This window comes from Streptomyces sp. NPDC019443 (assembly GCF_044389785.1).
In the GTDB taxonomy this organism is placed as follows: Bacteria; Actinomycetota; Actinomycetes; order Streptomycetales; family Streptomycetaceae; genus Streptomyces.
The window spans coordinates 91089-113733 of the sequence record NZ_JBIRYJ010000015.1 but is presented as its reverse complement, the minus strand read 5'-3'; the positions used below and the strand labels follow the sequence as shown (position 1 = coordinate 113733).

Below are 22645 nucleotides of genomic sequence, written 5' to 3'. Positions count from 1 at the left end.
GCTGCGCCCCTAGAACCGCGGAGCGTCCGCCACGGTCGGCGTCACCACGGCGCGGCGCGGCGACGAGCTCGGCGCGCTCTGCCGACGCGGCGCCGGGCTCTGCCGCCCCAGGAACTCAGGCCGGACAGTCGACCGCAGCTCTGCTCATTCGCTCGGTCGAGCCACGCCCACCATCAGCGAGACAACGCCTCCGCCGCCCCTCAAGACGACGGAGGCGGCGTCCTCGAGATGACGGAGGCGGCGTTCTCCAGGCGACGGGCAGCTCTCGTCGAGTTGCCCGGACGATGCCCAACCGGCGTCCCCTGACCGTCCGTTCACAGCGTGGTGCCGGTGTGACGTACGTCATGGGCGAGGTTGTGGAGAGTCTCCGCGGTGGGCATGGTCGTGTGGGATCGTCAGGGCCAGTTGTTACTCGCTGGTATTCGCGAGTTCCTTCCTGTTGCGCGTACCCCCCACCACACGCCCTGAGGTTTCCCACGTGCGTAAGTTGTCTGCCAGGCATGCCCTGTTGGCGGCTCTGGCCACCGTTTCCCTGCTCACCACCGGGTGTTCGACCGAGACCGGGGCTTCGTCCCCGGCCGCGGCCGGCGCCGATGCGCCGCGTCCCACCAGCATCGTGAGTTCCGCCCCCGACCCCGCGCGGCAGCTCGCCGTGGCCGGGACGCGCAAGGGGGCGCCGACCGCCGTCGCCCGTGCGGGCGAGGACGGGAAGGCGAAGAAGTCGCCGCTCAAGGTCGCGTCCTACGACCGCAGCAGCCGACGGGCCGTCATATCCGTTGCGGAGAAGGCGCAATCCGCGACCGCCTCCGCCGATGACGTCCCCGCCGTCGGGGACGTCATCGCCAGCGGGCCCGCGCCCGGGGCTCCCAACGGGCTGCTCGCCAAGGTCACCGACGTGGCCGGAAAGACCGGGAAGGGCACCGAGGTCAGAACCGAGCCTGCGACGCTCGGCGCGCTGCTCGGCGACGACAAGGCAGACGGGACCGTACCGGTGGACCCGGCGAGCGTCGACGTCGAGCCGTTGGTCCAGGGCGTGAAGGTCTCCTGGGCAAAGGCCGGGAACATCCATGTGGGCCCCGAGGGCGCGAAGGTGCCCCTGGGCAGCCTGCGGATCGACGTCGGGGGGTCGGTTCCGTTCCCGGTCACCGAGGGCGCTCCCGTGTCGGGGTCGGCGTCGGTCGCGGGCTATGTGCAGCTGGCCCCCGAGGTCGAGTTCTCGTACGACGGGTCCTCCGCTCTCACGCCGGACTCGGCGTTCCTGGGTCTCACCGGTGACTGGACGTCACAGTGGGAGCTGAAGGGCAGGGCGGCGGCGGACGGCAAGCCGGTGCGGATTCCTTTCGCCAAGCTTCACGCCGATCCCGTGATCCAGGTCGGGCCGGTGCCGGTCGTAGTGAACCTCGACCTCACGGCGTACATCCAGGTGGCCGCGAACGGCACCGTCAGCGTCGACGTCAAGCAAGACCTCAAGGGCGGCTTCCGGATCGGCGGCAGCTACTCGAAATCGGATGGCTGGAAGCCGGTCAGCACGTCCGACATGACCAGCACCCCGGTACAGGCGGAGGTTACGGCGGCGGGCACGGTCAAGGCTTCCCTCGGCGCCGAGGCCACAGTCGGGCTGTACGGCGCGGTCGGCCTCACCGCGGATCTCGCCCCGTACGTACGAGGCGAAGCCGGCGCCGAGGCCACGCCCGAGTCGGTTGTGGGGGCCTGGAAGATATACGGCGGCGTGGATCTGACGGGGTGGCTGCAGCTCCAGTTGTCCATCTTCGGCACGCCAGTCTTCGAGCACCGCATCCCGCTGGGCGCCCTGCACCGCGAATGGCTGCTGGCACAGGGCAAGGGCGTCGTCGCCTGACGCCCCTCGACGGGAACGAGGAGCCCCTGCCTGGGAGTCCGGCAGGGGCTCTTCAGTCACAGGCGCACGATGACCAGGGCGGTGTCGTCGGTGGCGCCGCCGGGCGCGAGCAGGTCGGCCGGCAGGGCGTCGGCGAGGCGGGAGGGCGTCGGCGAGGCGGGAGGCGGCGCTGAGCCCGCTGCGCAGTTGTCCTATGAGCCGGCCGCGGACAGGCCGTGGCCGACAACGTCGCCGATGGTGACCTCGATGCGGTCGCCGGTCAGGTCGACAAGGTCCCACCAGTCGCCGCACACGTTCAGCGCGTCGATGGCGGGCCGGTGGCGTACGGCCGCCCGGTGGCGCCCGATCTGCTCCCCCCAGAAGCTCGAATCACGCGACTGTGGAACTCAGCCAGCCGGCCACCGCTTCGGCGATCGGCTGCCCGGTCTGCAACTCCACGAAGCCGAACTGACCTCCCTGGTTGCACTCCAGGAACCACCAAGTTCCCTCCGAGTCCTCCGCGAAGTCGAAGGCGCCGTAGGCGAGTTTGGCGAGATCCTTGTAGGCGGCAACGGCGCGCGTGATGCGAACGGGCACCTCGACGGGTTCCCAGCTGTGTCCGGTGTCCCCGTACCGTCCATCCACCTGCCCAGGCTCCGAGACCTTCCGCGCGGCGAACTGCTCGTCACCGACGCTGGTCAGCCGGATGTCGGCGCGCTTGGGGATATATCGCTGCAGCAGCGTGGGACCGGCGGCAACACCGGCGAAGTCCGCGTCCGGCGGCACCAATGTGGTGGGCAGCGCCATCGGCGGATCGTTGGGCGGCTTGCCCGACACGGACTTCACCACTACGTGCCGGTACTGCTCCGCGAACTGACGCGCGATCTGCGGGTAGGTGGTGATGATCGTGGCCGGCACCGGGAACCCGCTCCGGTGGGCAAGGCGAAGCTGCCACGGCTTGTTACGCGCCTTCGCCGCAGCGCCGGGATCGTTCATCCAGCGTGCCGTGGTGCAGTCCAGCATCCCGTACAGCGCCTGCCCGCTTTCCGCGGACAGCCACGCGGATGGTTCCGCGGCGTGCGCCGCCGGCTCGTTGGGCCTGCGTATCCATATCGAACGCAGGCCACTCATACTCACCACACGCCCGCCCGCCGACAGATAGCCACGGAACTCGCCCCGCACATATTCCGCCGACAGAGCCCCCTCACCGGGAAGGTCACCGGGATCGAACCGCACCAGAGGAACGCCTCGGTCGTGCAGCTGAGCCACCACCATGTCCGCGGTCACATCCTGCTCGGAAGTCAGGATCAGCACCGTCATCGCGTACGGTCACTCAGTCGTCGAAGTGGGTCGCGGAACCGGCCTTCGAGGTGGTGGTGCCAACTGCCGCCAGCAACGCCTTGTCCATGATGGCCGGACGCCCGTCGGACAGAACGTTCAGCTGAAGGATGGGGTCGTACGCATACTGGTCGATCACCGGTGACAGCTCAGCCGGACGCGCATAGTTCCACACAAACGGTCTCATGCTTCTCTCCCTCCCCTACAGGGCCCGCCCACAGCCCCACTCATACCACGTAAGTAACAGTACGTATCAACCACGTAATGGTTTCATTACATACCGTCATAATTCGGAAGACTGTGGGCGCCAGACAGAGGGCAGATCCGGACAACTACTCCGCCAACTACGCGGCCAACCTCGCGAACGCACCCGCTCGCGCGGCTCGCTGACGCCTGCCTGACACCGAGATAGACGTCAGAACGAGCCATCGGGTGCACCGGAAGGCCGAGTGACCTGTGTCACCACTGCGTTCAGTCGGCCTGAGGGCTGTCAGACCAGCACAGCGGCCGCCGCGTTCTGAACCTGCCACTCATCCACCGCTGTTCTCACGGTGGGTGAGGTTCGCACCGGTGCGTGGGTCGAAGACGTGCATCCTCGATGTGTCCACCCACAGCTCGGCCTGGCTTCCCTCGCGGACCCGCGTTGCGGTGTTGAGCCGGACGACGATCTGGTGGCCGCTGCCTCCCGTCTCCGTGAGGCCTGAATCGGCGGCCAGCTCCTCCAGTTCCGAGGTGGCGGTCGGCTGCCAGTCCTCCTCGGTGAAGTACGCGTAGACGTCCGAACCCAGGGACTCCACCACGTCCACGGTGGTGGTGAAGGTGGTCCCCGGCCGGCCCGGATCGATCAGTGCGGCGTCCTCGAAGGCTTCGGGCCGCAAGCCCACGATGAGGTCCCGGGGTGCGTTCTGGCGCTCCAGGCTACGGCGTACCTCGTCGGACAGGGGGATGTCTCCGACGATGGTGCGCAGCACGTTCTCCTCCAGGGTGGCGTAGAGGAAGTTCATGGCGGGTGAGCCGATGAACCCGGCGACGAAGAGGTTGCGTGGCTCGTCGTAGAGGTATTGCGGGGTGCCGACCTGTTGAACGATGCCGCTGCGCATGACGACCACGCGGTCCCCGAGCGTCATCGCCTCGGTCTGGTCATGGGTGACGTAGACGGTGGTCGTGCCCAGCCGCTGCTGGAGGCGGGAGATCTGGGTGCGCATCTGTACCCGGAGCTTGGCGTCGAGGTTGGACAGCGGCTCGTCCATCAGGAATGCCTTGGGATTGCGGACGATGGCGCGGCCCATGGCGACGCGCTGGCGCTGGCCACCGGAGAGGTTCGCGGGTTTACGGTCCAGATGAACCGTCAGATCGAGGATGCGTGCGGCTTCCTCCACCTTGGTTCTGACGGTGTTCTTGTCCACCTTGGCCAGGCGCAGCGCGAAGCCCATGTTTTCGCGCACGGTCATGTGCGGATAGAGGGCGTAACTCTGGAAGACCATGGCGATGTCGCGGTCCTTGGGCGCCTTGTCGTTCACGACCTGGTCGTCGATGCGGAGGGTGCCGTCGGTGATGTCCTCAAGTCCGGCGATCATGTTGAGCGTGGTGGACTTGCCGCAACCGGAGGGCCCGACCAGGATGACGAACTCCCCGTCGCCGACTGTGAGGTTGACGTCCCGCACGGCCAGGGCGCCGTCGGGAAACCTTTTGGTGATGCCCTCGAGAACGATCTCGGCCACGGTCGGTGCTCCTTGTCCTGACGATCGGCTGCTGCAGGTCAGCCCTTGACGGCCCCGGACGTCAGTCCGGCGACGATGCGCCGCTGGAACAGCAGCACGAAGACGATGATCGGAATAGTGATCACTACCGCGGCGGCGGCGATCGAACCGGTGGGCTGCTGGAACTGGCTGCTCCCGGTGAAGAAGGCGATCGCCGCCGGCACTGTGCGGGCCCTCGTTGTCGAGGTCAGGGAGATCGCGAACAGGAAGTCGTTCCAGCAGAAGATGAAGACGAGGATCGCGGTGGTGAACACGCCCGGCGCGGCCAGAGGCGCGATCACCAGCCGGAAGGCCTGGGCGGGCGTGGCCCCGTCGACCTTGGCGGCCTTCTCCAGATCCCACGGGATTTCCCGGAAGAAGGCCGAGAGGGTGTAGATCGCGAGTGGGAGGGAGAAGGTCATGTACGGGATGATCAGCCCCGGCCAGGTGTCGAAGATGCCCAGGACGCGCTCGATGTTGAACAGCGGGGACACCAGGGAGATCGGCGGGAACATCGCGATCAACAGGGACATGCCGATCAACAGCTTCTTGCCGGGGAAGCGCAGCCTTGCCACGGCGTAGGCTGCCATGGTGCCCAGCACAACGGCGATCACGGTGGCAATCAGAGCGATGCCGATCGAGTTGATGAGGGCACGGGTGAACTCCGAGGTCTCGAAGATGCCGCGGTAGTTCTCCAGCGTCCACTTCTCCGGGACGAAGTTGCCGTCGGTGAGGGTGCTGGGGTCCTTGAACGACAGCGCCGCGATCCACCAGACCGGGAACAGGGCATAGGCGATCACTACGGTGTTGGCGATGGCCCAGCCGGTGAGGTGCCGCTTGCCTGCGCTGGCCATCAGCGTCCCTCCTCCTGTGAGCCGGGGGCGGCAGCCCCGAAGAGTTTGATGAAGGCGAAGGCGATCAGGCCCACGCAAAGGAAGATGAGCACGGAGATTGCCGATCCGATGCCGAGGTTGAGCGCGGTGAACAGGTTGTCGTAGCCGAGGATCGACACCGAGCCTGTGCCATGAGCGCCCGAGGTCAGGATGTAGATGTTGTCGAAGATCCGGAAGGCGTCCAGGGTGCGGAACAGCAGGGCCACGAGGATGGCCGGTTTCATCAGCGGCACCGTCACCAGGGCGAAGCGCTGCCAGGCGGACGCGCCGTCGACCATGGCGGCGCGCAGCGTCTCCTCGGGCACCAGGGCGAGTCCGGCCAGCAGGAGAAGTGCCATGAAGGGGGTGGTCTTCCAGACCTCGGCGAGGATGATCAGCCCGATGGCCGGCCACTGCTCGGTCAGCGGGGCATCACCGGACGGCAGGAGTGCGGCGAGGTAGCCGGTGTCCGGGGTCCAGGCGTACTGCCAGGAGTAGGCGGCGACCACGGTGACGATGCCGTAGGGGATCAGGATCGCGGTACGCACGGTCCCCCGGCCGAAGATGGCACGGTGCATGACCAGGGCCAGCGCGAAGCCGAGGACGAGTTCCACGGCCACGGAGACGGCGGTGATGAACAGGGTGACCCAGAACGCCTCCCACCAGAATTCGGAGGAGAGGACGGCCCCGTAGTTGCTCAGGCCCACGAAACGCGCCTGGTTCGGGAAGCGCAGGTCGTAGCGCTGCAGGGACAGATAGATCGCGTAGCCGATGGGGTAGGCCGTGACGGCGAGCATGACGACCACCGCGGGCGCGCACAGCAGCAGGCCCAGCCGTCGCTCCTGTCGCGCGCCCTCCGACAGCGCCTCGGTCCTGCCGGGCGCCGGGGCCGGAGCCGTCGACGTAGCGGGGGTCGGGGTGTTCACGGGATCAGCCCCTTGGACTGGAGGGCGTCCTCGATCTGGCTGCCGATGTTCTCGACGTCGCTGCGGGGCTGGATCCCCGAGGGCGGGGAGAGCGTGTGCGAGATCGCGATGGACACATTCTGGTAGGCGGGCGTCTGGGGGCGGACGCTGGCGTTCTCCAGGGCCGAGAGCACTTCGGAGGCGAACGGGTAGCTCTTGGTGAGTGCCTTGTCGGTGTAGAGCGCGCGCAGCGTGGGCGGCAGTCCGCCCTTGAGCGCCGCGGTCATCTGGTTCTGGCGATTGCGCAGGCACAGCGCGGCCTCGAACGCGAGGCCGGGATGGCGCGAGTAGGCGCCGATGGCGAGGTCGATGCCGCCGATCGTGGGTTTCGACGGCCGGCCCGGGTCCACGCCGGGGTATGGCGCCCAGCGGAAACTCTTGAACAGCTCGGGCTTGTTCGCCTTCATCGACGGATACACGAACGGGTAGTTCAGCTCGAAGGCGGCAGTGCCCGACTCCATGGCGAGCCGGTTCTGGTCCTCCATCTGGTTGGACAAGGAGGGGTCTGCGGCGGGTGAGGTGGCCAAGTCGTGCATGATCGTGGCCGCTTGGACCGCGGGCGGGCCGAGCGAGGGTGCTGTGGCTGCGGCGTTGAGGATGGAGCCGCCCGCGCTCTCCACGAGCGTGTTGAACCAGACCGTCAGCCCCTCGTACTGGGCCCCCTGGATCTCGACGTAGTGGGGCTTGCCCTCCTTGGCGAGGTCGCGTGCCATGTCCAGCATCTCGGCCCAGGTCTTGGGGGGCTTGGGCACGAGGTCGCTTCGGTACCACAGCAACTGGGTGTTGGTGTTGTACGGGACGGCGTACAACTTGCCCTTCCATGTGGCCGTTTGCAGCGGCACTTCGAGGGTGCCCTCGGTGGCGCTGCGGCGGTTGCTGCCCGTCCACGGCAGGATCCATTCGGCTTCGGCGAACTCCGCGGCCCAGGTGACATCGAGGCCCAGGATGTCGAGGGCGTCGTGCGCGGCGAGCCGGCGGACGAGTTGCTGACGCTGGCCGTCCGCGCCGCGCGGAAGCTTGTTGTACGCGATGCGGTACCGCCCGCCCGAGGCGCGGGTGCAGTTGATCGCCGCTTCGGCCAGGGCACCTGAGTCGTCCGGAAAGTTGTACCAGTTCAGGCTGACCGGGCCGTCGGGTTTGCTGGAGCCGCAGGAGAGCAGCCCGGCCAGCAGGGGCAGCACGGTGAGGCACCGCAGCCGCCGCGCGGTGCCACGACCGGCGGGGCGCGGCGATGCCTCGCCGCGCGCCCGTGCCGGGTGGGCCTGTCCCTTCGTGCGCCCCACCATTCACCTCCCGGACCAGCGGTCACCGGGTGGCTAATCACCCCGCGCAGCGCCGTCGTCCCGGCGAACGTAATCGTTGCCCCGCCGCTGTCGGCGCAACGCGTCCTGGCGTAGACAGGAGATCCCCCGGATGGCTTGCCACCGGCCGGCGCGGGTCACGTGGTGGTGGGGTGTGCCCGTACGTGCATCCGCTCGCCCTGGGCTCCGAACAGGGAGAGGAACTCGACTGGCCGGTCTCCTGCGTTGGCGAAGCCGTGGGGTGTGCGGGTGTCGAATTCGGCGGCCTCGCCGACGGTGAGGATGAGGTCGTGCTCACCGAGGGCTGACCGGACCCGATGGCCGACCCGGTACGCGTATGGACAACGTCCTGAGGATCCGCCGCACCCGGTGGCGGCATGGCTGAAAAGCATGGCGCGCTCTTGTTCCCCCCTTGCGTGGCCTATGCCACGTCACGCCCTCTCCCTAGCATGGTCGTCCTACAAAACCTGATCTCGACAGACGCGGGTGAGAACTGGATGCAAGGGGAGCCGTTGCGCCCAAGCGCCATCGACACGACGGTGCCGAGCGTGGCACGCATGTACGACTACTTTCTCGGGGGCGACGACAACTACCAGTCGGACCGCGACGCATGCGAGCAGTTGCTGAAGCAGGTGCCCAGCACCAAGGTGCTGGCGGTCAACAACCGCCGGTTCCTGCAGCGCGTGGTGCGACTGCTGGCCAGCGAGTACGGCGTGCGGCAGTTCATCGACCACGGCTCCGGTCTTCCCACCCAGGACAACGTCCACCAGGTCGCCCAGGCCGTCGATCCCGCCTCGAAGGTGGTCTACGTCGACAGCGATCCCATCGTGCTGGCCCACGGTCGAGCGCTGCTGGACGAGAACGACCGCACTGCGGTCATACAGGCCGACATGCGGGACACCGACGGCATCTTCGGCCATGAGGAGACGAGGGGACTGATTGATTTCAGTCAACCTGTCGGGGCTCTCTTCGTATCGGTACTGCACTGCATCCCGGACGAGGACGACCCGGCCGGCCTCGTCCGGCGCGTCGCGGAGCGTCTGGTGCCGGGCAGTTTCCTCGTCGTGTGCCAGCTCGTCAGCGACCGGCCGGAGATCAGGAAGTTCGTCACCGATTTCATGGCCGAGGCCACCGGCAGCAATTGGGGCAGAGTGCGCGAGGAACGCGAAGTCACCGAGTACTTCACCGGCCTGGAGATTCTTGAGCCAGGCCTGGTGGAGGTTTCGACCTGGCGACCGGACAGCGATCTGGCCCCAGTCCAGCTGACCGACGAATGGATCGAGTGGGGCGGCCTCGCTCGGGTCGGGTGATCCCGAACGCACGCCTTTCGGCCGTGTGCGGCCCGGGTACAGCGCCCTCGGCGCGCCGTACCTGGCCGCCGCCGTTTCACATCAGAGGGTGAGAATACGCTCGCGCAGCACCGCGAGTGACTCCGCTGGCGTCAGCGCACATGCCCCCAGCCGGTCCAGCATGTTCCGGTACTCCTCTACGACCAGCGGCTTCTGAGTGAACGTCGAATCTGTCAGGTGCTCGACGTACACGGCATCCTTGAGATCACTCAAGGCGAAGCGCAGACAGGTCACGCCGGTGCCGACTCCGACCGCGGCTGTCACATCCAGCGGGGCGATCTGCAGGGTGACCCGGGGGCGCTCCATCATCGTGACGAGGTGCTCGAGCTGCGCGCGCATGACGTCCGGGCCGCCGACCGCCCGCAGCAGGACGGACTCGTCGATCACCGCCCACAGTCGCGGCGCATCCGGTTGGTCAAGCTGCCGCTGCCGTTCCTGCCGCAGATCGACACGGCGCATCACCTCGTGTGAGAGGAGATGGCCGGGTCCGGCTTGGATCACAGCGCGGGTGTACGCGGGGGTCTGCAGCAGCCCGGGCACGTAGAACGGCTCGTACGTACGGATGCGTTCGGCCGCTCCTTCCAGAGCCACCAGCGGGGTGAAGAAGTCGGACAGGACGTCGCTGAACGAGCGCCACCAGTCGGTCCGGCGGGACTGGTCCACCAGGTGGAGGAACTCGGCGACGCGCTCTTCGCGGTCCACCCCGTAGAGACTCAGAAGGGCCAGGGCGTCGGCAGGCTTGCAGCTGTGCCGCCCCAACTCCATTCGACTGGTTTTCGACCGCGAGAACCCGAGCCGACCGTCGACGTCCACAGGGTCGAGCCCGGCGGCTACGCGCAGCTCGCGCAATTTGCCGCCGAGGATCAGCCTCAGCGCAGTCGGGTTGTCCTCTACCGCCCCCAGCGGTCGTACGAACAACGACGCATTCGGGTCGGCTGCAGCCATCGGGCGCTCCTGCGGACGCTAGGGATATACCAGTATCCACCAAAGTCACTCTCCGAATGCGGAACTTGACATTCCTATGGGCCCCTTTCAGCCAATGACAGAGTCGAAGTCTCCACCTCGAGCACCTGCCACGAACGCCGCAATCTCATCCCGCGTATAGATCAGCGCCGGCCCCTGCGGATCACGGGAGTTACGAATCGCCACGTACCCACCAGGCAACTCCGCTATCTCCACACAGTTCCCTGTCGCGTTGCTGTGACTGCTCTTGGTCCACGTCGCCGAGCTCAGCGCACTCGCCTGCATGCCGTTGAAGAAAGACTCCACTGCGACAGCCCCTCACCGTTCGCACGTTCGTTCGCCCCAACCCCCCATTGAATGCAATCCCAGATGCAATTGCATTCTCGGGTGGTGCTCGACCATACTCGTTCCACGGCGGCTGCCACAGCGTCGAAGCCCCGAACCCCCAGGGGGACATGACCAGTGACCACCCACCTGCCAGCCTCAATGAGCACGAGCACCCGGCACGGAGACCGGCTCTGCGGTGCCGAGCCTGGCGCGGAACTGCCGCCCGGATCAGCCGGTTCAGGCGAGCCGGAATGGGGACTGGTCCAGGGCAACGGCCCGGTCGGATTCGCCGCATGCGGCCTGGACGGACAGCTTCGAAACGCTCCCCAGGCACGGCACTTCGTCGCCTCGACCCTCAATGGGTGGGCGCTGCACCCTCTCGTTTCTGACGCCGCGGTGGTCGTCAGCGAACTTGTCACCAACGCCGTCCAGCACGCGCTGGACCCCACCTCGCCCGACGACGGGGACTACCCCGTCTGGCTCGGCATCTTCCTGCACCCCAGCGGCCTTGTCTGCGCGGTCACCGACCCGAGCTCCGATCCGCCGCGTCCGCGCGACGCCGACGCCTGCGCAGTCGGCGGCCGGGGCCTCAAACTCATCAGCGCACTGAGCGACACCTGGTCGTGGTCACTGACACCGCCCCGGGGCAAGACCGTATGGGCGACGCTGCCCCTTCACCCACAGGCCAGCTGACACAGCGTTACCCCTTCGGGTGAATATCGCACCGGTGGCGTGGCACGAAGGGCTCCCGGTGGTACGAGCTTGTGGATGTCCAGGCCCTCGGATCCGCAGCCCAGGAACCCGGACCCCGGCGCGCCGTCCTCCGGGCGCCGGCACCGGATCCGCGCCGCGTCGCGTCAGGCGCTGCGCAGCATCACCCGGCGTCCGGCGGGGAACCCGGGCACTCTGCGCCCGCAGCCTCCCTCTCGCCCCGGCGGCGAACCGCGGGTGTTCCCCACCCTTCAGACGGCTGCCGCCTACGCCTGGCGGATCCTCGTCGTCGGCGCCCTCGTATACGCCGTCTTCTCGGTGCTGGGGCGGTTCCACGAGATCGCCGTGGCGGTCTTCCTCGGCATGGTCATCACCGCGATGCTCCGGCCGGTGACCGACTTCCTGGGGCGCGTCCTGCCCCGCCCGCTCGCCGTCGCCGTGTCCCTGCTCGGCAGCATCTTCCTCGTCCTCGGGATCCTGAGCCTGATCGGCGAGACGGTGGCGGGAGAGTGGGCCGGGCTGCAACGGGAGTTCGGGGCAGGCGTCGGCAGGATCGAGCGCTGGCTCGAGGAGCCGCCGTTCCGGCTCAACCCCGACGCGCTCACCGACATCCAGTCCCGGATCGGGCAGTTCCTGTCCAGCCACCGGTCCACCCTCATCAGTACGGCGCTCAGCGGCGCCGGCCGACTGGTCGAAGTCCTGACCGTGTTCGCCCTGGCCCTGTTCTGCTCGGTCTTCTTCATCCACTCCGGCGACCGACAGTGGGGCTGGTTCTGCGACCAGCTTCCGCCGACTGCCCGGGATCGGGTGTCGACCGCGGGCCGTGCGGCCTGGCGGACCTTCACCGGCTACACCCACGGCATCGTCCTTGTGGCCGCGACCAACGCGATCCTGGTCGGCGTCGCTCTCTTCGCTCTCGGCGTGCCGCTCGCCATCCCGCTGGCCATGCTGGAGTTCTTTGCCGCCTTCATTCCGTTGATCGGCTCACCCATCGCCCTCGCGATCGCCGCAGTGGTGGCCCTGGCGGCCAAAGGCCCGCTGATCGCGGCCATGGTCGTCGTCCTCATCGTGATCATCGGACAGATCGAGGGCCATCTGCTGCACCCGATCGTGATGAGCTGGGCCGTCCGGCTGCACCCGGTGGTGGTCGCGCTCTCGGTCATCGGCGGGGCGATCGCGGCCGGAGTAGTGGGCGCGGTGGTGGCCGTACCGCTGGTGTCGGTCCTCTGGTCGGCACATCAGGCGCTGCGCCGGGCGCGCGAGCCGGATCCGCTGCGGCCCCCGGCCGTCGGCAGAGGGACGGACTCGTAAGGCCCTGACGAATCGACTCCGCCGACGGGCGGGGTCACAGCATTACGTGCTTGACCTGGGTGTAGTCCAGCAAACCGGCCATGGACAGGTCGCTGCCGTAGCCGGAGTGCTTGACTCTGCCACCTGGATCGGCCAGGCGATCAGGCGTGGCATCGACTCCGGGGAATTCGCCGACTGCGACGTCGACGCCACGAGCACGCTGCTGCTCGCCCTGTGCGACGGGTTCGGCATCCGCCTGATGCTGGGTGGCCCGAAGGTCGGTCTGGACAGGGCTCAGGCCGCAATCTGGGGGCAATCGCTCCCACACTCGGGGTGCCGCCGGAGTTTCCCACGCTGTGACCGCCGTGAAGCCGCTGCCCGCGGTGGTCGGGGCGGCCGTGGAGTGGGACTCTGATGGAGGGGTGTCCGCCGAGGAGACTCGGGAGGGTCGATGGGACGAGATGTCCCGGCACTGGTGTTCACCCGTGATGACCGTCGCCAGTACCGGAACAAGATGCAGGATTGCCTCGATGCGTTCGCGCAGATGCTGCGAGAGGAACGTTTCGAAGTGGAGCGGCCCCAGGTGGGTCTGGAGATCGAGCTCAACCTGGTTGACGCGGCCGGAGAGCCGACGATGCGGAGCACCGACATACTCGAGGCGATCGCGGATTCCGCCTGGTCGAGTGAGCTGGGCCGGTTCAATCTGGAGATCAACATCCCGCCCCGGCGGCTGACGGCTGGTGGTCCCGATGCGTGGGAGAAGGAGATCAGGAACGCGCTCAACCATGCCGAGGAGCGGGCCGCGGCAGCGGGGGCGCATCTGATCATGATTGGGATCCTGCCGACGCTGCAGCAGACGGATGTCAGTGAGGCGGCACTGTCGGAGAACCCGCGGTACCGGCTGCTGAACGAGCAGATATTCGCGGCCCGGGGTGAGGATCTGCGGATCTCGGTGGACGGGGTGGACAGGCTGCGGACCTACGCCGACACCATCACCCCCGAGGCGGCGTGCACCAGCACCCAGTTCCATCTTCAGGTCTCGCCGGACGAGTTCGCGAACTACTGGAACGCGGCGCAGGCGATCGCAGGCGTGCAAGTGGCCCTGGCGGCGAACTCGCCCTTCCTGTTCGGCAAGGAGCTCTGGCGCGAGACCCGTATCCCCCTCTTCGAGCAGGCCACCGACACCCGCCCGGAGGAGATCAAGGTGCAGGGCGTGCGGCCTCGGGTGTGGTTCGGCGAGCGGTGGATCACGAGCGTCTTCGACCTCTTCGAAGAGAACCTCCGCTACTACCCCGCGCTGCTGCCGCTGTGCGACGAGGAGGATCCGCAGGAGAGGCTCGACGACGACGACGTCCCCGCACTGGCCGAACTCACCCTGCACAACGGCACGATCTACCGGTGGAACCGCCCGATCTACGACGTCGCCCACGGCAAACCACATCTGCGGGTGGAGAACCGGGTGCTGCCTGCCGGTCCCACAGTGGCCGACATCCTCGCCAACGGCGCCTTCTACTACGGGCTGACGCGCGCCCTGGTCGAGGAGGAACGGACGGTCTGGTCACGGATGTCGTTCTCGGCCGCCGAGGACAATCTGCACACCGGGGCACGGCACGGAATCGACGCGCGACTGTACTGGCCCGGGATGGGCGAGGTGCCGGTCGCCGAACTCGTACTGCGACGCCTGCTGCCTCTGGCACACCGGGGGCTGGAGCTCTCGGGCATGGACGCGGCATGGCGGGAGCCGCTGCTGGGCATCATCGAGCAGCGGTGCGTCACCGGCCGCAACGGCGCGGTATGGCAGTCGGAGATGTTCCACCACATCGATGACACCAGCCACGTCGACACCCATGAAGCACTGCGCCGGACGACACAGCAGTACATCGAATACATGCACCTCAACGCCCCGGCACACACCTGGCCCGTCGACTGAGCCCGCGAGTGGCCAAGCAGGCGAAGCGACGACGTCATGCCGGCACCCTACGACCCGCCTCCAAGTGGCCCTCGGTGACCGCCAGGGCCGCAGCCATGATGCTCAGCTGGGGATTGACCTCGGGGCAGCCCGGCAGCACCGATGCGTCCGCGATCAGCACTCCGTGCACGCCGCGCAGCCGCCCGAAGGGGTCGGCCGGGAAGCGCTGCGCGTCGGCGCCGGCGGACACCGTGCCCGTGGGGTGGTACGCGGACAGGTGCAGCCGGCTCGGGCCCACGTGCGCGAGGGTCTCGTCCAGTTCGGTCAGCGAGCGGGCGCGGGGCGCGGTGGGGATGCCGGTGAGGACCTCCTCCGCACCTGCCGCGAAGAGGACTTGGCCCATGGCGCGTACGGCGCGCATCAATCGGCCCCCGTCGCGCCGGTCCAGGTCGTAGCGGAGCAGGGTCCGCTCCCTGCCCAGTACACGGCCGGACGGACGGTCGGCGATCATCGCGCCGAGGGTGGCAAGCCGGTCGGCGCTCTCCAGTTCGCGCCGCAATTCACTGCCCAGGCCCGGCAGTACGAAGGAGCCCATTCCCGGCGGGGTCGCGGTGGCCTCGATGAGTACACCGTCGTGGTGCAGTTCCTCGACGCCGACACTCTGCAGCACTCCCTCCCAGGCGGTGACCGGCTCGGCGAAGCGGCCGGCGACGCTGGTCGCCGGATGGACGCTGAGATTGCGGCCGAGCCGCGGGTGCCCGCCGAGGCCGGAGCGGCGCAGCAGGGGCGGCGACTGAAGTGCGCCCGCTGCGATGACGACCAGCGGTGCGAGGATCTCGAGTTCACTGCCGTCCTGCCTTCGTACGAGGACTCCCGCCGCGCGCGGACCGCCCGGGCGGTCGGCGTCCACCAGAACACGCCGGGCCTTGGCGCCGGTGACGATGCGGGCTCCCGCGGCGCAGGCATCTGGCAGCACCGACAGCTGCACGCTCTGCTTGGCGCCGGTCGGACAGCCCACCACGCACTGGCAGGACCCCTTGCAGCCGGTCGCGTTGCGGCGCAGGGGCGCGGCCCGCCAGCCGAGACGTTCGGCCCCGGCGAGCGTGAGACGGCCGTTGTTCCCGAGGACGTCCAGCGGCTGAGTGGCCACCCGCAGCGTGCGTTCCACCTCGTCGAGGTACGGGCCGAAGCACTCGGCGAGCGAGAAGCCGAAGTCGCCGATCCACCTGGTCAGCACATGGTCCGGAGTGCGGTAGCAGGTCCCGGAGTTGACGACCGTGGTGCCGCCGACAGCCCGGCCCACCGGAAGCAGCAGCGGCGGACTGCCCACGGCGACGGTGGCCCCGCCGTCCCGGTAGAGCTCGGCGAACCGGTCGAGCGGGGTGCGCCGCCCGAACGACGCCGTGGAGTGGTGCTGCCCTTCCTCCAGTACGACAACGCGGAGACCGCCCCGGGCCAGGGTCCGCGCGGCCATGGCACCCCCCGCGCCGGAGCCGATGACCACGGCGTCCGCGGTGGTGCGCGCCGGCCACTCGCGGGACGGCGTGCAGTCGAGTGGGGGATCCTGGCGCGTCAACTCGTGTGTAGGTACGCCGTGTTCGAGCATGCGCTCGGTTCCGGCGGCAAGCAGGACGGGCACTTTGAGTACGTCCAGGAGCGGCAGGAGCGCGGGGCGCGCGCCGAGGGAGCCGAGCACGGCCTCCCGCTTCGCAGCGGTGAGGGCGGCGAGCCTGCGCCCGGTCCGGGCCACGGCATACGCGTCGATGGCGCCCGCCGCCGCCCGCACCCCGGCACGCGCCGGGGACGGCATCGAGCCGATGACGGTCTCCAGCCTGCCGGGGACCCGGGCGGGCCAGTCAGCGGTGCCGTCGTCGGCGATGAGCGCGGCCACCAGACCGGTGATACTCATCGCGTGCCCACCTCCGCGTGCGCCGTACCGGCCAAGGTCCACTCGGCCTCGGTGCGCCAGCCGCCCCACCACCGTTCCAGCAGCACATGCGCATCGGACCGTTCGCTGTTGCGGCAGGTCGCGTGGCTGCCGTCCGGGTCGGTGTAGTCGAGCGCGAGCGTGCGCTCCTCGGGCTGGGTGACCTCGACGCGGATACGGCGCAGGCCCGCGCGCCCGGTCACCGTCCACCTGGGCAGGCCGATAGCGGCGCGGAACCGGCCGAATCCGGCCCAGCCGACCGCCGTGCGCTCCGCCCTTCGCGGCCAGGTGCGGCCACCCCGGCGAAGCCGCAGGAAGACCAGTGGGGGCAGCCGGCGCAGCCCGGGCCGGGTGGAGACCGCGGCGACGAGTTCCAGCACATCGCCCGCGCCCAGGTCGGCGTGCAGCCAGGCCCAGCGGTGCGCGTTGCCGTGGCCGTAGATCCGGGCGGAGGCTCCGGGCGCGCCGGACGGCGTCAGGGTCGTGTTCTCGTACCCGAATGTCCCGGCGTACATGGCCCGCGCGGCCGGCAACATCTGCGCCGCGGGCAGCAGGGGGCGACGCCAGGACCAGCGAGGGAAGGTGAACAGCGGTGCCCCGTCGGCCTGTTCGGCCAGGTCCCAGCGCAGTGCGCCCGCCGAGCCGGACAGCCGGCCGGGTCCGGCAAGGACGCCGTCAGCGGTGAAGCCGTCCCCGCCCCCGGTCCACTTGGCGGGGCCGAAGCGGGCGTGCCGTACCGGACCGTCCTTGGGGAACACCGCGGCCCAGCCGTGAGCGAACGGATCGGACCCATCGGCCGGCGCGGTGAGTTCGTGGTGCAGCCACAGTCCGGTGCCGGTCGCCGGGTCGGTCACCGTCGTGTACCAGACTTCGGTGCGGCCCGGCTCGCCGTTCCAGCGCGGCGCCATGTGCGAAGCCGCCGCTTCCTGCCGCGGAAAACGGAAGCTCGCGAGGAAGGGCACGAGCCCCGTCGCCACTGGGAAACGCAGCGTGCCTTCGCCGGCCGGCACTCCCTCTTCGTACAGCGTGAACGGCAGCACCGTCATCGACGTCAGCGGCCGGCGCGGCGTCACGGACTTCCAGCCGTCGAGGGTGAGACGGCGATCGCCGGCCGTGAACGAGATCCGGTAGCGGATACGCCGCCTGGCCAGCGGTGATATCTCCAACTCGCCCTCGGCACAAGGGTCGTCGGCCCAACCGGCGATGCGTATCCGCCCGGTGATCCGCGCGTCGGTCGTCCCACCCAGGCGCAGCACGCGATCGGCCGCGACGCCCAGGTCGAGGCGGATCGGGCGGGTCCGGTCCTCGCCGTCGAGCCGGATCGTGCCGAGCATGGTCTCGCGGAAAGCGGTGCCCCGCGTGCCCGTGAATCCCTCAGGTGTACGCCTGCTCATCCGAGGCCCTCCAGCATGATCCGCTCCGTTGCCGTCAGATACGCCTCGGCTGCCCGCCTCGCACCTGCCTGGTCGCCGGCCGCCACGGCTTCGACCACCGGTTCCAGCCTGGCGTGCGCGGCATCGGGGCTGTTGAACGGGCCCACGAGGGCGGCCCGCACCGGCAGGTAGGCGTTGAAGAGGGTGTTGGTCAGCAGCACGTAGACACGATTCCCGGTGGCACGGGCCAGCGCCCGGTGCACCTCGATGTCGGCCAGCTGCACTGCGTCCCCGCCCTCGGCCATCCGTACCGCCGCCAGCAGGGCACGCAGCTCGGCACGCTGCTCCTCGGTGGCGCGAGCCGCTGCCCGCTCGGCAATCAACGCGCCGATGCTGCGCCGCACTTCGAAGATCTCGCGCATCCAGTCCGGGCTGTGTCTTACCAGCATGGGCAGCAGATCGGCCCCGCCGAGCCGCGCATAGTCGCGCACCCGGGTGCCCACTCCGTGCCGCGTCTCCAGCAGTCCGGCCTGAACGAGGCGGCCGAAAGCGTGCTTGAGGGTGGTGCGGGTGACGCCGTATCCGTCGGCGAGTCGGCGCTCCGGCGGCAGATAACTGCCTGCCGGATGCCGCCCGGCGAGGATGTCCTCGCGCAGCCGGGTTTCCAGGACATCGACGATGGTCTCGCGGGGCAGCGCCTCCATGCCGTCCTTCCTTCGCGATTCAGTGGCTCAGTGGATGAGCCACTGAATCAGGGTCGATGGATGAAGTCAATGAGTCAGCCCTCGATCCGGGTGACAACACCGCGCCCAGCGACTGCCGTTGACGCCGCCCCGCATCGCCATCAGCGGCCGGGCTGTGGACGGGGAGGCAGCCCCGGAGGCACAACCCAGACCGCGGGGGAACGTTTTCCCTCCGGCGGTGCCCGACGGGCCGGGGCATCAGCCGAGCGCAGCTGCGCACACCACATGCAGCTGTCGTCTTCATGCTTCGCAGAGGCGAGCCAGTACGCGCCCACCAGCCGGGTGTCGGGAAGCGGGATCGGGTCGTTGCCGGAGACGTTCATACCCGGTCCAACGCTGCAAACGGCAGAGGGGAACGGAGTCCCGCGGCCATGCAACCGAACCGTCACCCGGGAGCCGCTACGGCGGCCGGCCGGGCCACTCGTAAGATCATCACGCCGATGGGAACGCCAGTTCCGTCCAGATGGTCTTCCCGGACTGTGTGTAGCGCGTTCCCCATCTGTGAACGAGTTGAGCGACGATGAACAGTCCGCGCCCGCCTTCGTCGTCCTCCGCACTGTGACGGAGGTGCGGTGAGGTGTGACCCGTGTCCGCGACTTCGCACACGAGCGTACGATCACGGATGAGGCGCAGGAGCAGCGGCCCGTCGGCGTGCCTGACCGCGTTGGTGACGAGCTCGCTGACGACGAGCTCGGTCGAGAACGACATCTCTTCCAGGCCCCATTCGTGAAGCTTGCCGATAGCCAGCTCCCGGGCATGGCCCACCGCGACCGGTTCGGCGGGCAGCTCCCAGGCCGCGACCTGTGCGGCATCGAGTTCGCGGGTACGCACGAGCAGCAGTGCCGTGTCGTCGGCTGTCGTGCCGTCCGGCAGGAGTTCCGACACAGCCCGGTCGCAGACGTCTTCCAGGGACCCGCGGCGGTCGCTGAGCACTCGGCCCAGGACGTCCAGCCCCTGATCGATGTCGCGGTCGCGGGCTTCGACCAGGCCATCGGTGAAGAGGGCTACCAGGCTGCCCACCGGCAGCTCGAGTTCCCTGGACTCGAACGGCAGGCCGCCGAGCCCCAGCGGCGGGCCGGCCGGCAGGTCCGGGAAGAACAGGCGGCCGTCGGGGTCCACGATCGCCGGCGGCAGGTGCCCTGCCCGGGCCATGGTGCATCGTCGCGAGACCGGATCGTAGACCGCGTAGAGACAGGTGGCCCCGGTGGCGTTGTCCATGTGCGGGTCGGCGGCCGCGCCGACGGCGTCCGACTGATCCTCCACCGACTGGCCCACCAGATCGTCGAGTCGCTTGAGCAACTCGTCGGGGGCCAAGTCCAGCTGGGCGAGCGCGCGTACGGTCGTGCGCAGCCGTCCCATGGTGGCCGCCGCCTGCAGGCCGTGCCCGACCACGTCACCGACGACGAGTCCGACCCTGGTACCGGAGAGCGCGATGACGTCGAACCAGTCGCCGCCGACTCCTGTCACATTGTCCGTGGGGAGGTAGCGATGGGCCAGGTCGACCGCCGATGGCTGCGGCAGGTGCTGCGGCAGCAGTTGGCGCTGCAGGGCGAGTGAGGAGGTGCGTTCACGGGTGAAGCGTCGGGCGTTGTCGACGCACACCGCCGTACGAGTGGTCAGCTCGTCGGCGAGTGCGACCTCGCCGCTGTCGAAAGTGGCTGACGGGGCGTCGCGATGGAAGGTGACGAGTCCCAGCATGTTGCCCCCGGCCCGCAACGGCACGACCAGGGTGTCGTCCACGAGCACGAGTCCGCCCGAGGAGAGACTGCGGTACTGGGGTGAACCTGGCGGGTAATCGACAGGAGAAGGCTGACGCGACTCCCCCGGACCGCCCGCCTCGCCGTTCGCCGTGGCCGATCGGGAGGCGACCCGTACGAGGTCCGTCCCTCCCGGGGCTCCGGTGCCCAGGACCTCGCCTTCCAGGACCTCCTTCGCAAGGTCGACTGTGACAGTGCTCGCGAATCCCGGCACCGCCACTTCCGTGACCTCCTCGGCAGTGACGATCATGTTCAGGGAGTTGCCGATTCCGCGGCCGGCCTCGACGAGCAGAGCCAGCCGCTTCTGGGCCTCGTAGCGATCAGTGATGTCGAATGCGTCCTCGCACACTCCGAACACGTGCCCGTCGGCGTCCTGGAGCCGGTAGTAGGAGCATGACCAGAGGTGGTCCGTTCCGGGTTCGCTGGGTGGCTCGCCACGGAAGTGCAGGTCGAGGATCGGTTCGCCGGTGTCGAGTACGTAGTGCATTACGGCATCGAGAGTGTCCGGGTACCCCTCGGTCAAAAACCTGCCCGAGGAGTACAGCTCATCGGCCCGCATACCGCGGAACTCGGCGAACGGCTGTCCGATCTCCCGTTCGTACGCGGCGTTGCACCACGTCAGGCGCAGGTCGGTGTCGTAGATGGCCAGACCGAGGGGTGACTGGGTGGCGAGCCCCTCCAGTAGAGCCAGCCCGGATTCCCACAGCCGCAGATGCTCCAGCTCGGCAGCGACGAGAACGTGAGCCGCCGTGCCGCTACCGGTCAGAGGGGACACCGCTGTTGCGAGCAGCAGCTCGTGGCCGTCCCGGTGCCGGGCGACGCGGATGTCGCTTCCGCTCAACCGGGGTCCCAAGGCCGGCTCGGCTGCCTGAGCAGCTGTGAATCCGGAGTCCTGCCGGGGAGGCAGGAACGTATCCAGGTGCTTCCCGATGATCTCGTGCGGCGGATAGCCGAGGAGATCCTCGGCCGCGGGCCCCCAGCCGATGACCGTGTCCTGGGCATCGAGAACCACCGTGGCAGCCCTGGTGACGTCGAGCGGACCACGGAAATCAGCGCTCTTGGCCGCCTTCCACGCGCTCATGGCGCCACACCAGCCCGGTTCATTACCTCCAGAATCGGCCCTGACCGGGCCCGGCACAACCGCGATGACGGTCCTCCGGGCCTCCCATGAGCGCCATGACCCTGACAACCTCCTCTCCGCCGTCCGCCCCGGCGGCCTGGGGCTTCGCCGCGGAGGCGGAAGCCGCGGAGGCGACCTACCGTGGTCCGGGGAGCGCCATCTCCGAACCGACGTTCCGCAGGAGGCCGCAATGGAGGACTACTTCGTCTGGGTCACGACGCGCCGCATCAAGCCGGGCACTCTGGAGGAGTTCGAGAGGGCATGGCGACCGGGCTCGACTCCGAACGGCCTGCGCCGCGCCTACGCCTACTGGTCCGAGGACGGGCAGGAAATCACAGGGGTGTCGTTCTGGGACTCCCGGGAAGCGTGCGACTCCTGGCGGACCTCCGACGGGGAGCAGCAACGGCGTGATGCCATGGCCCCGTACGTCGTCGACGAGCATGAAGGCTTTTACCGCGGCGGCGAACTCACCGTCCCCGGTCAGTGATCAGACCGGCGGACTGAGGCCGACCCCGGCCCGTACACCCCATGCGCGTCCACTGCGCATGCGAAACGACCGCCGACGGCACCCGATGCCCACTGCCCCCTTGGCAGGGACGGGCTGACTGGAGAACCTCACTCCGGAGGCGGAGAATGAGCAGCTGAGGCCGAGCGCTCCCGATCAATTGATCGGGCAAGGACCTGGCCTCCACGGGGCCCGACCGACCCCGGACAACGGGGGCTGCCACCTATGGAGACGTCGGGATTTACGGCGTCGACGTGGCCGAGCTGCCCGTACCTCTACCCTCTACCGCCACCTCACGGGAGCACCCACGCGCGGATTTCGAGATCAGTCCGCGCGCGGGCCCTTCACAGATGGAGGATTCGAGATGCTGCTGCCGGACAAAGGCCGTGTTCGCAGTCTCCTCATCCGGTTCAGGGAACTGGAGCGCCGAATGCTTGCCAACCCTATGCACAACGACACCCGCGCTCGTTTCGAAGACGTGGCGTACACCCTGTGCATCCTCATGGGGCAACGAACGGCACGCGATGCCGTCCTCCAGGCAGAGCGGTATCTCAGGGCTCCAACAGCACAGCTTGCCCGTTTCTCGCTGCGGAAATAGCCGGACCTCGGGGCGGGTCAT

20 protein-coding genes and 2 pseudogenes are annotated in these 22645 nt (G+C 68.7%); 8 read left to right on the top strand and 14 right to left on the bottom strand.

Translation table 11 applies throughout. The annotated features are described in order from the left end of the window. Positions 1-478: 478 nt before the first annotated feature. Entirely contained in the window at positions 479-1858 is a 1380-nt protein-coding gene (locus ACH492_RS32630; protein WP_398991865.1) for a hypothetical protein, read from the top strand. Positions 1859-2005: 147 nt separating this feature from the next. Here ACH492_RS32630 and ACH492_RS32625 read toward each other — a convergent pair. The 8 genes and pseudogenes from ACH492_RS32625 to ACH492_RS32590 form a co-directional block, all read right to left on the bottom strand. Further along, positions 2006-2205, bottom strand: a pseudogene (locus ACH492_RS32625) (SpoIIE family protein phosphatase); the annotation flags it as partial. Positions 2206-2227: 22 nt separating this feature from the next. Next, positions 2228-3157: an ATP-grasp ribosomal peptide maturase gene (gene tgmB, locus ACH492_RS32620; protein ID WP_398991863.1), complete on the bottom strand. Its 930-nt coding sequence runs from the start codon at positions 3155-3157 to the stop codon at positions 2228-2230. Between the two features lie 13 nt (positions 3158-3170). Further along, on the bottom strand, positions 3171-3362 hold the full coding sequence (tgmA, locus tag ACH492_RS32615; protein WP_307659487.1) for a putative ATP-grasp-modified RiPP: 192 nt from the start codon (positions 3360-3362) through the stop codon (positions 3171-3173). Positions 3363-3705: 343 nt separating this feature from the next. Beyond that, complete coding sequence (locus ACH492_RS32610; RefSeq protein ID WP_398991861.1) at positions 3706-4896, bottom strand: ABC transporter ATP-binding protein; 1191 nt, start codon at positions 4894-4896, stop codon at positions 3706-3708. A gap of 38 nt (positions 4897-4934) precedes the next feature. Next, entirely contained in the window at positions 4935-5768 is an 834-nt protein-coding gene (locus ACH492_RS32605) for a carbohydrate ABC transporter permease (protein WP_398991859.1), read from the bottom strand. Continuing rightward, positions 5768-6712, bottom strand: coding sequence for a carbohydrate ABC transporter permease (locus tag ACH492_RS32600; RefSeq protein ID WP_398991858.1), 945 nt, complete (start codon positions 6710-6712; stop codon positions 5768-5770). Before ACH492_RS32600 ends, ACH492_RS32605 begins: the two co-directional genes overlap by 1 nt. Then, positions 6709-8037, bottom strand: a complete 1329-nt coding sequence (locus tag ACH492_RS32595; RefSeq protein WP_398991856.1) for an ABC transporter substrate-binding protein — start codon at positions 8035-8037, stop codon at positions 6709-6711. The genes ACH492_RS32600 and ACH492_RS32595 overlap by 4 nt, the downstream gene beginning before the upstream one ends. A 152-nt stretch (positions 8038-8189) precedes the next feature. Beyond that, positions 8190-8363: pseudogene (locus tag ACH492_RS32590) on the bottom strand (cupin domain-containing protein); the annotation flags it as partial. A 186-nt stretch (positions 8364-8549) separates the two neighbouring features. On the opposite strand from ACH492_RS32590, the gene ACH492_RS32585 reads away from it, so the two are divergent. Continuing rightward, a complete protein-coding gene (locus ACH492_RS32585; protein WP_398991962.1) occupies positions 8550-9362 on the top strand; it encodes an SAM-dependent methyltransferase in 813 nt (270 codons plus the stop codon). A gap of 81 nt (positions 9363-9443) precedes the next feature. Here the strand turns inward: ACH492_RS32585 and ACH492_RS32580 are convergent, their stop codons facing one another. Next, positions 9444-10346, bottom strand: a complete 903-nt coding sequence (locus ACH492_RS32580; protein ID WP_398991854.1) for a helix-turn-helix domain-containing protein — start codon at positions 10344-10346, stop codon at positions 9444-9446. 87 nt (positions 10347-10433) lie between these two features. Next, on the bottom strand, positions 10434-10649 hold the full coding sequence (locus tag ACH492_RS32575; RefSeq protein WP_398991960.1) for a DUF397 domain-containing protein: 216 nt from the start codon (positions 10647-10649) through the stop codon (positions 10434-10436). 201 nt (positions 10650-10850) lie between these two features. On the opposite strand from ACH492_RS32575, the gene ACH492_RS32570 reads away from it, so the two are divergent. The 4 genes from ACH492_RS32570 to ACH492_RS32555 all read left to right on the top strand — a co-directional run bounded on the left by ACH492_RS32570 (position 10851) and on the right by ACH492_RS32555 (position 14622). Beyond that, positions 10851-11384, top strand: a complete 534-nt coding sequence (locus ACH492_RS32570; protein ID WP_398991852.1) for an ATP-binding protein — start codon at positions 10851-10853, stop codon at positions 11382-11384. Between the two features lie 75 nt (positions 11385-11459). Continuing rightward, on the top strand, positions 11460-12713 hold the full coding sequence (locus tag ACH492_RS32565) for an AI-2E family transporter (RefSeq protein WP_398991850.1): 1254 nt from the start codon (positions 11460-11462) through the stop codon (positions 12711-12713). A gap of 46 nt (positions 12714-12759) precedes the next feature. Further along, positions 12760-13107, top strand: a complete 348-nt coding sequence (locus tag ACH492_RS32560) for a TetR family transcriptional regulator C-terminal domain-containing protein (protein ID WP_398991848.1) — start codon at positions 12760-12762, stop codon at positions 13105-13107. A 36-nt stretch (positions 13108-13143) separates the two neighbouring features. Continuing rightward, entirely contained in the window at positions 13144-14622 is a 1479-nt protein-coding gene (locus ACH492_RS32555; RefSeq protein ID WP_398991846.1) for a glutamate--cysteine ligase, read from the top strand. Between the two features lie 34 nt (positions 14623-14656). On the opposite strand, the gene ACH492_RS32550 is transcribed toward ACH492_RS32555, so the two are convergent. From ACH492_RS32550 to ACH492_RS32535, 4 genes are all read right to left on the bottom strand, one after another. Beyond that, positions 14657-16510, bottom strand: coding sequence for a GMC family oxidoreductase N-terminal domain-containing protein (locus tag ACH492_RS32550; RefSeq protein WP_398991844.1), 1854 nt, complete (start codon positions 16508-16510; stop codon positions 14657-14659). Further along, the gene (locus ACH492_RS32545) at positions 16507-17922 is read right to left on the bottom strand and encodes a hypothetical protein (protein ID WP_398991842.1); all 1416 of its coding nucleotides are present in this window, start codon (positions 17920-17922) and stop codon (positions 16507-16509) included. Before ACH492_RS32545 ends, ACH492_RS32550 begins: the two co-directional genes overlap by 4 nt. Next, positions 17919-18605, bottom strand: a complete 687-nt coding sequence (locus tag ACH492_RS32540; RefSeq protein ID WP_398991840.1) for a FadR/GntR family transcriptional regulator — start codon at positions 18603-18605, stop codon at positions 17919-17921. The genes ACH492_RS32545 and ACH492_RS32540 overlap by 4 nt, the downstream gene beginning before the upstream one ends. Before the next feature lie 471 nt (positions 18606-19076). Further along, the gene (locus ACH492_RS32535) at positions 19077-21482 is read right to left on the bottom strand and encodes a SpoIIE family protein phosphatase (RefSeq protein WP_398991838.1); all 2406 of its coding nucleotides are present in this window, start codon (positions 21480-21482) and stop codon (positions 19077-19079) included. 229 nt (positions 21483-21711) lie between these two features. Here ACH492_RS32535 and ACH492_RS32530 point away from each other — a divergent pair, with 229 nt between their 5' ends. Together ACH492_RS32530 and ACH492_RS32525 are read left to right on the top strand one after the other, a co-directional pair. Beyond that, the gene (locus ACH492_RS32530) at positions 21712-22008 is read left to right on the top strand and encodes an antibiotic biosynthesis monooxygenase (RefSeq protein ID WP_398991836.1); all 297 of its coding nucleotides are present in this window, start codon (positions 21712-21714) and stop codon (positions 22006-22008) included. Between the two features lie 382 nt (positions 22009-22390). Next, a complete protein-coding gene (locus ACH492_RS32525) occupies positions 22391-22624 on the top strand; it encodes a DUF5133 domain-containing protein (RefSeq protein WP_398991834.1) in 234 nt (77 codons plus the stop codon). Positions 22625-22645: the final 21 nt, after the last annotated feature.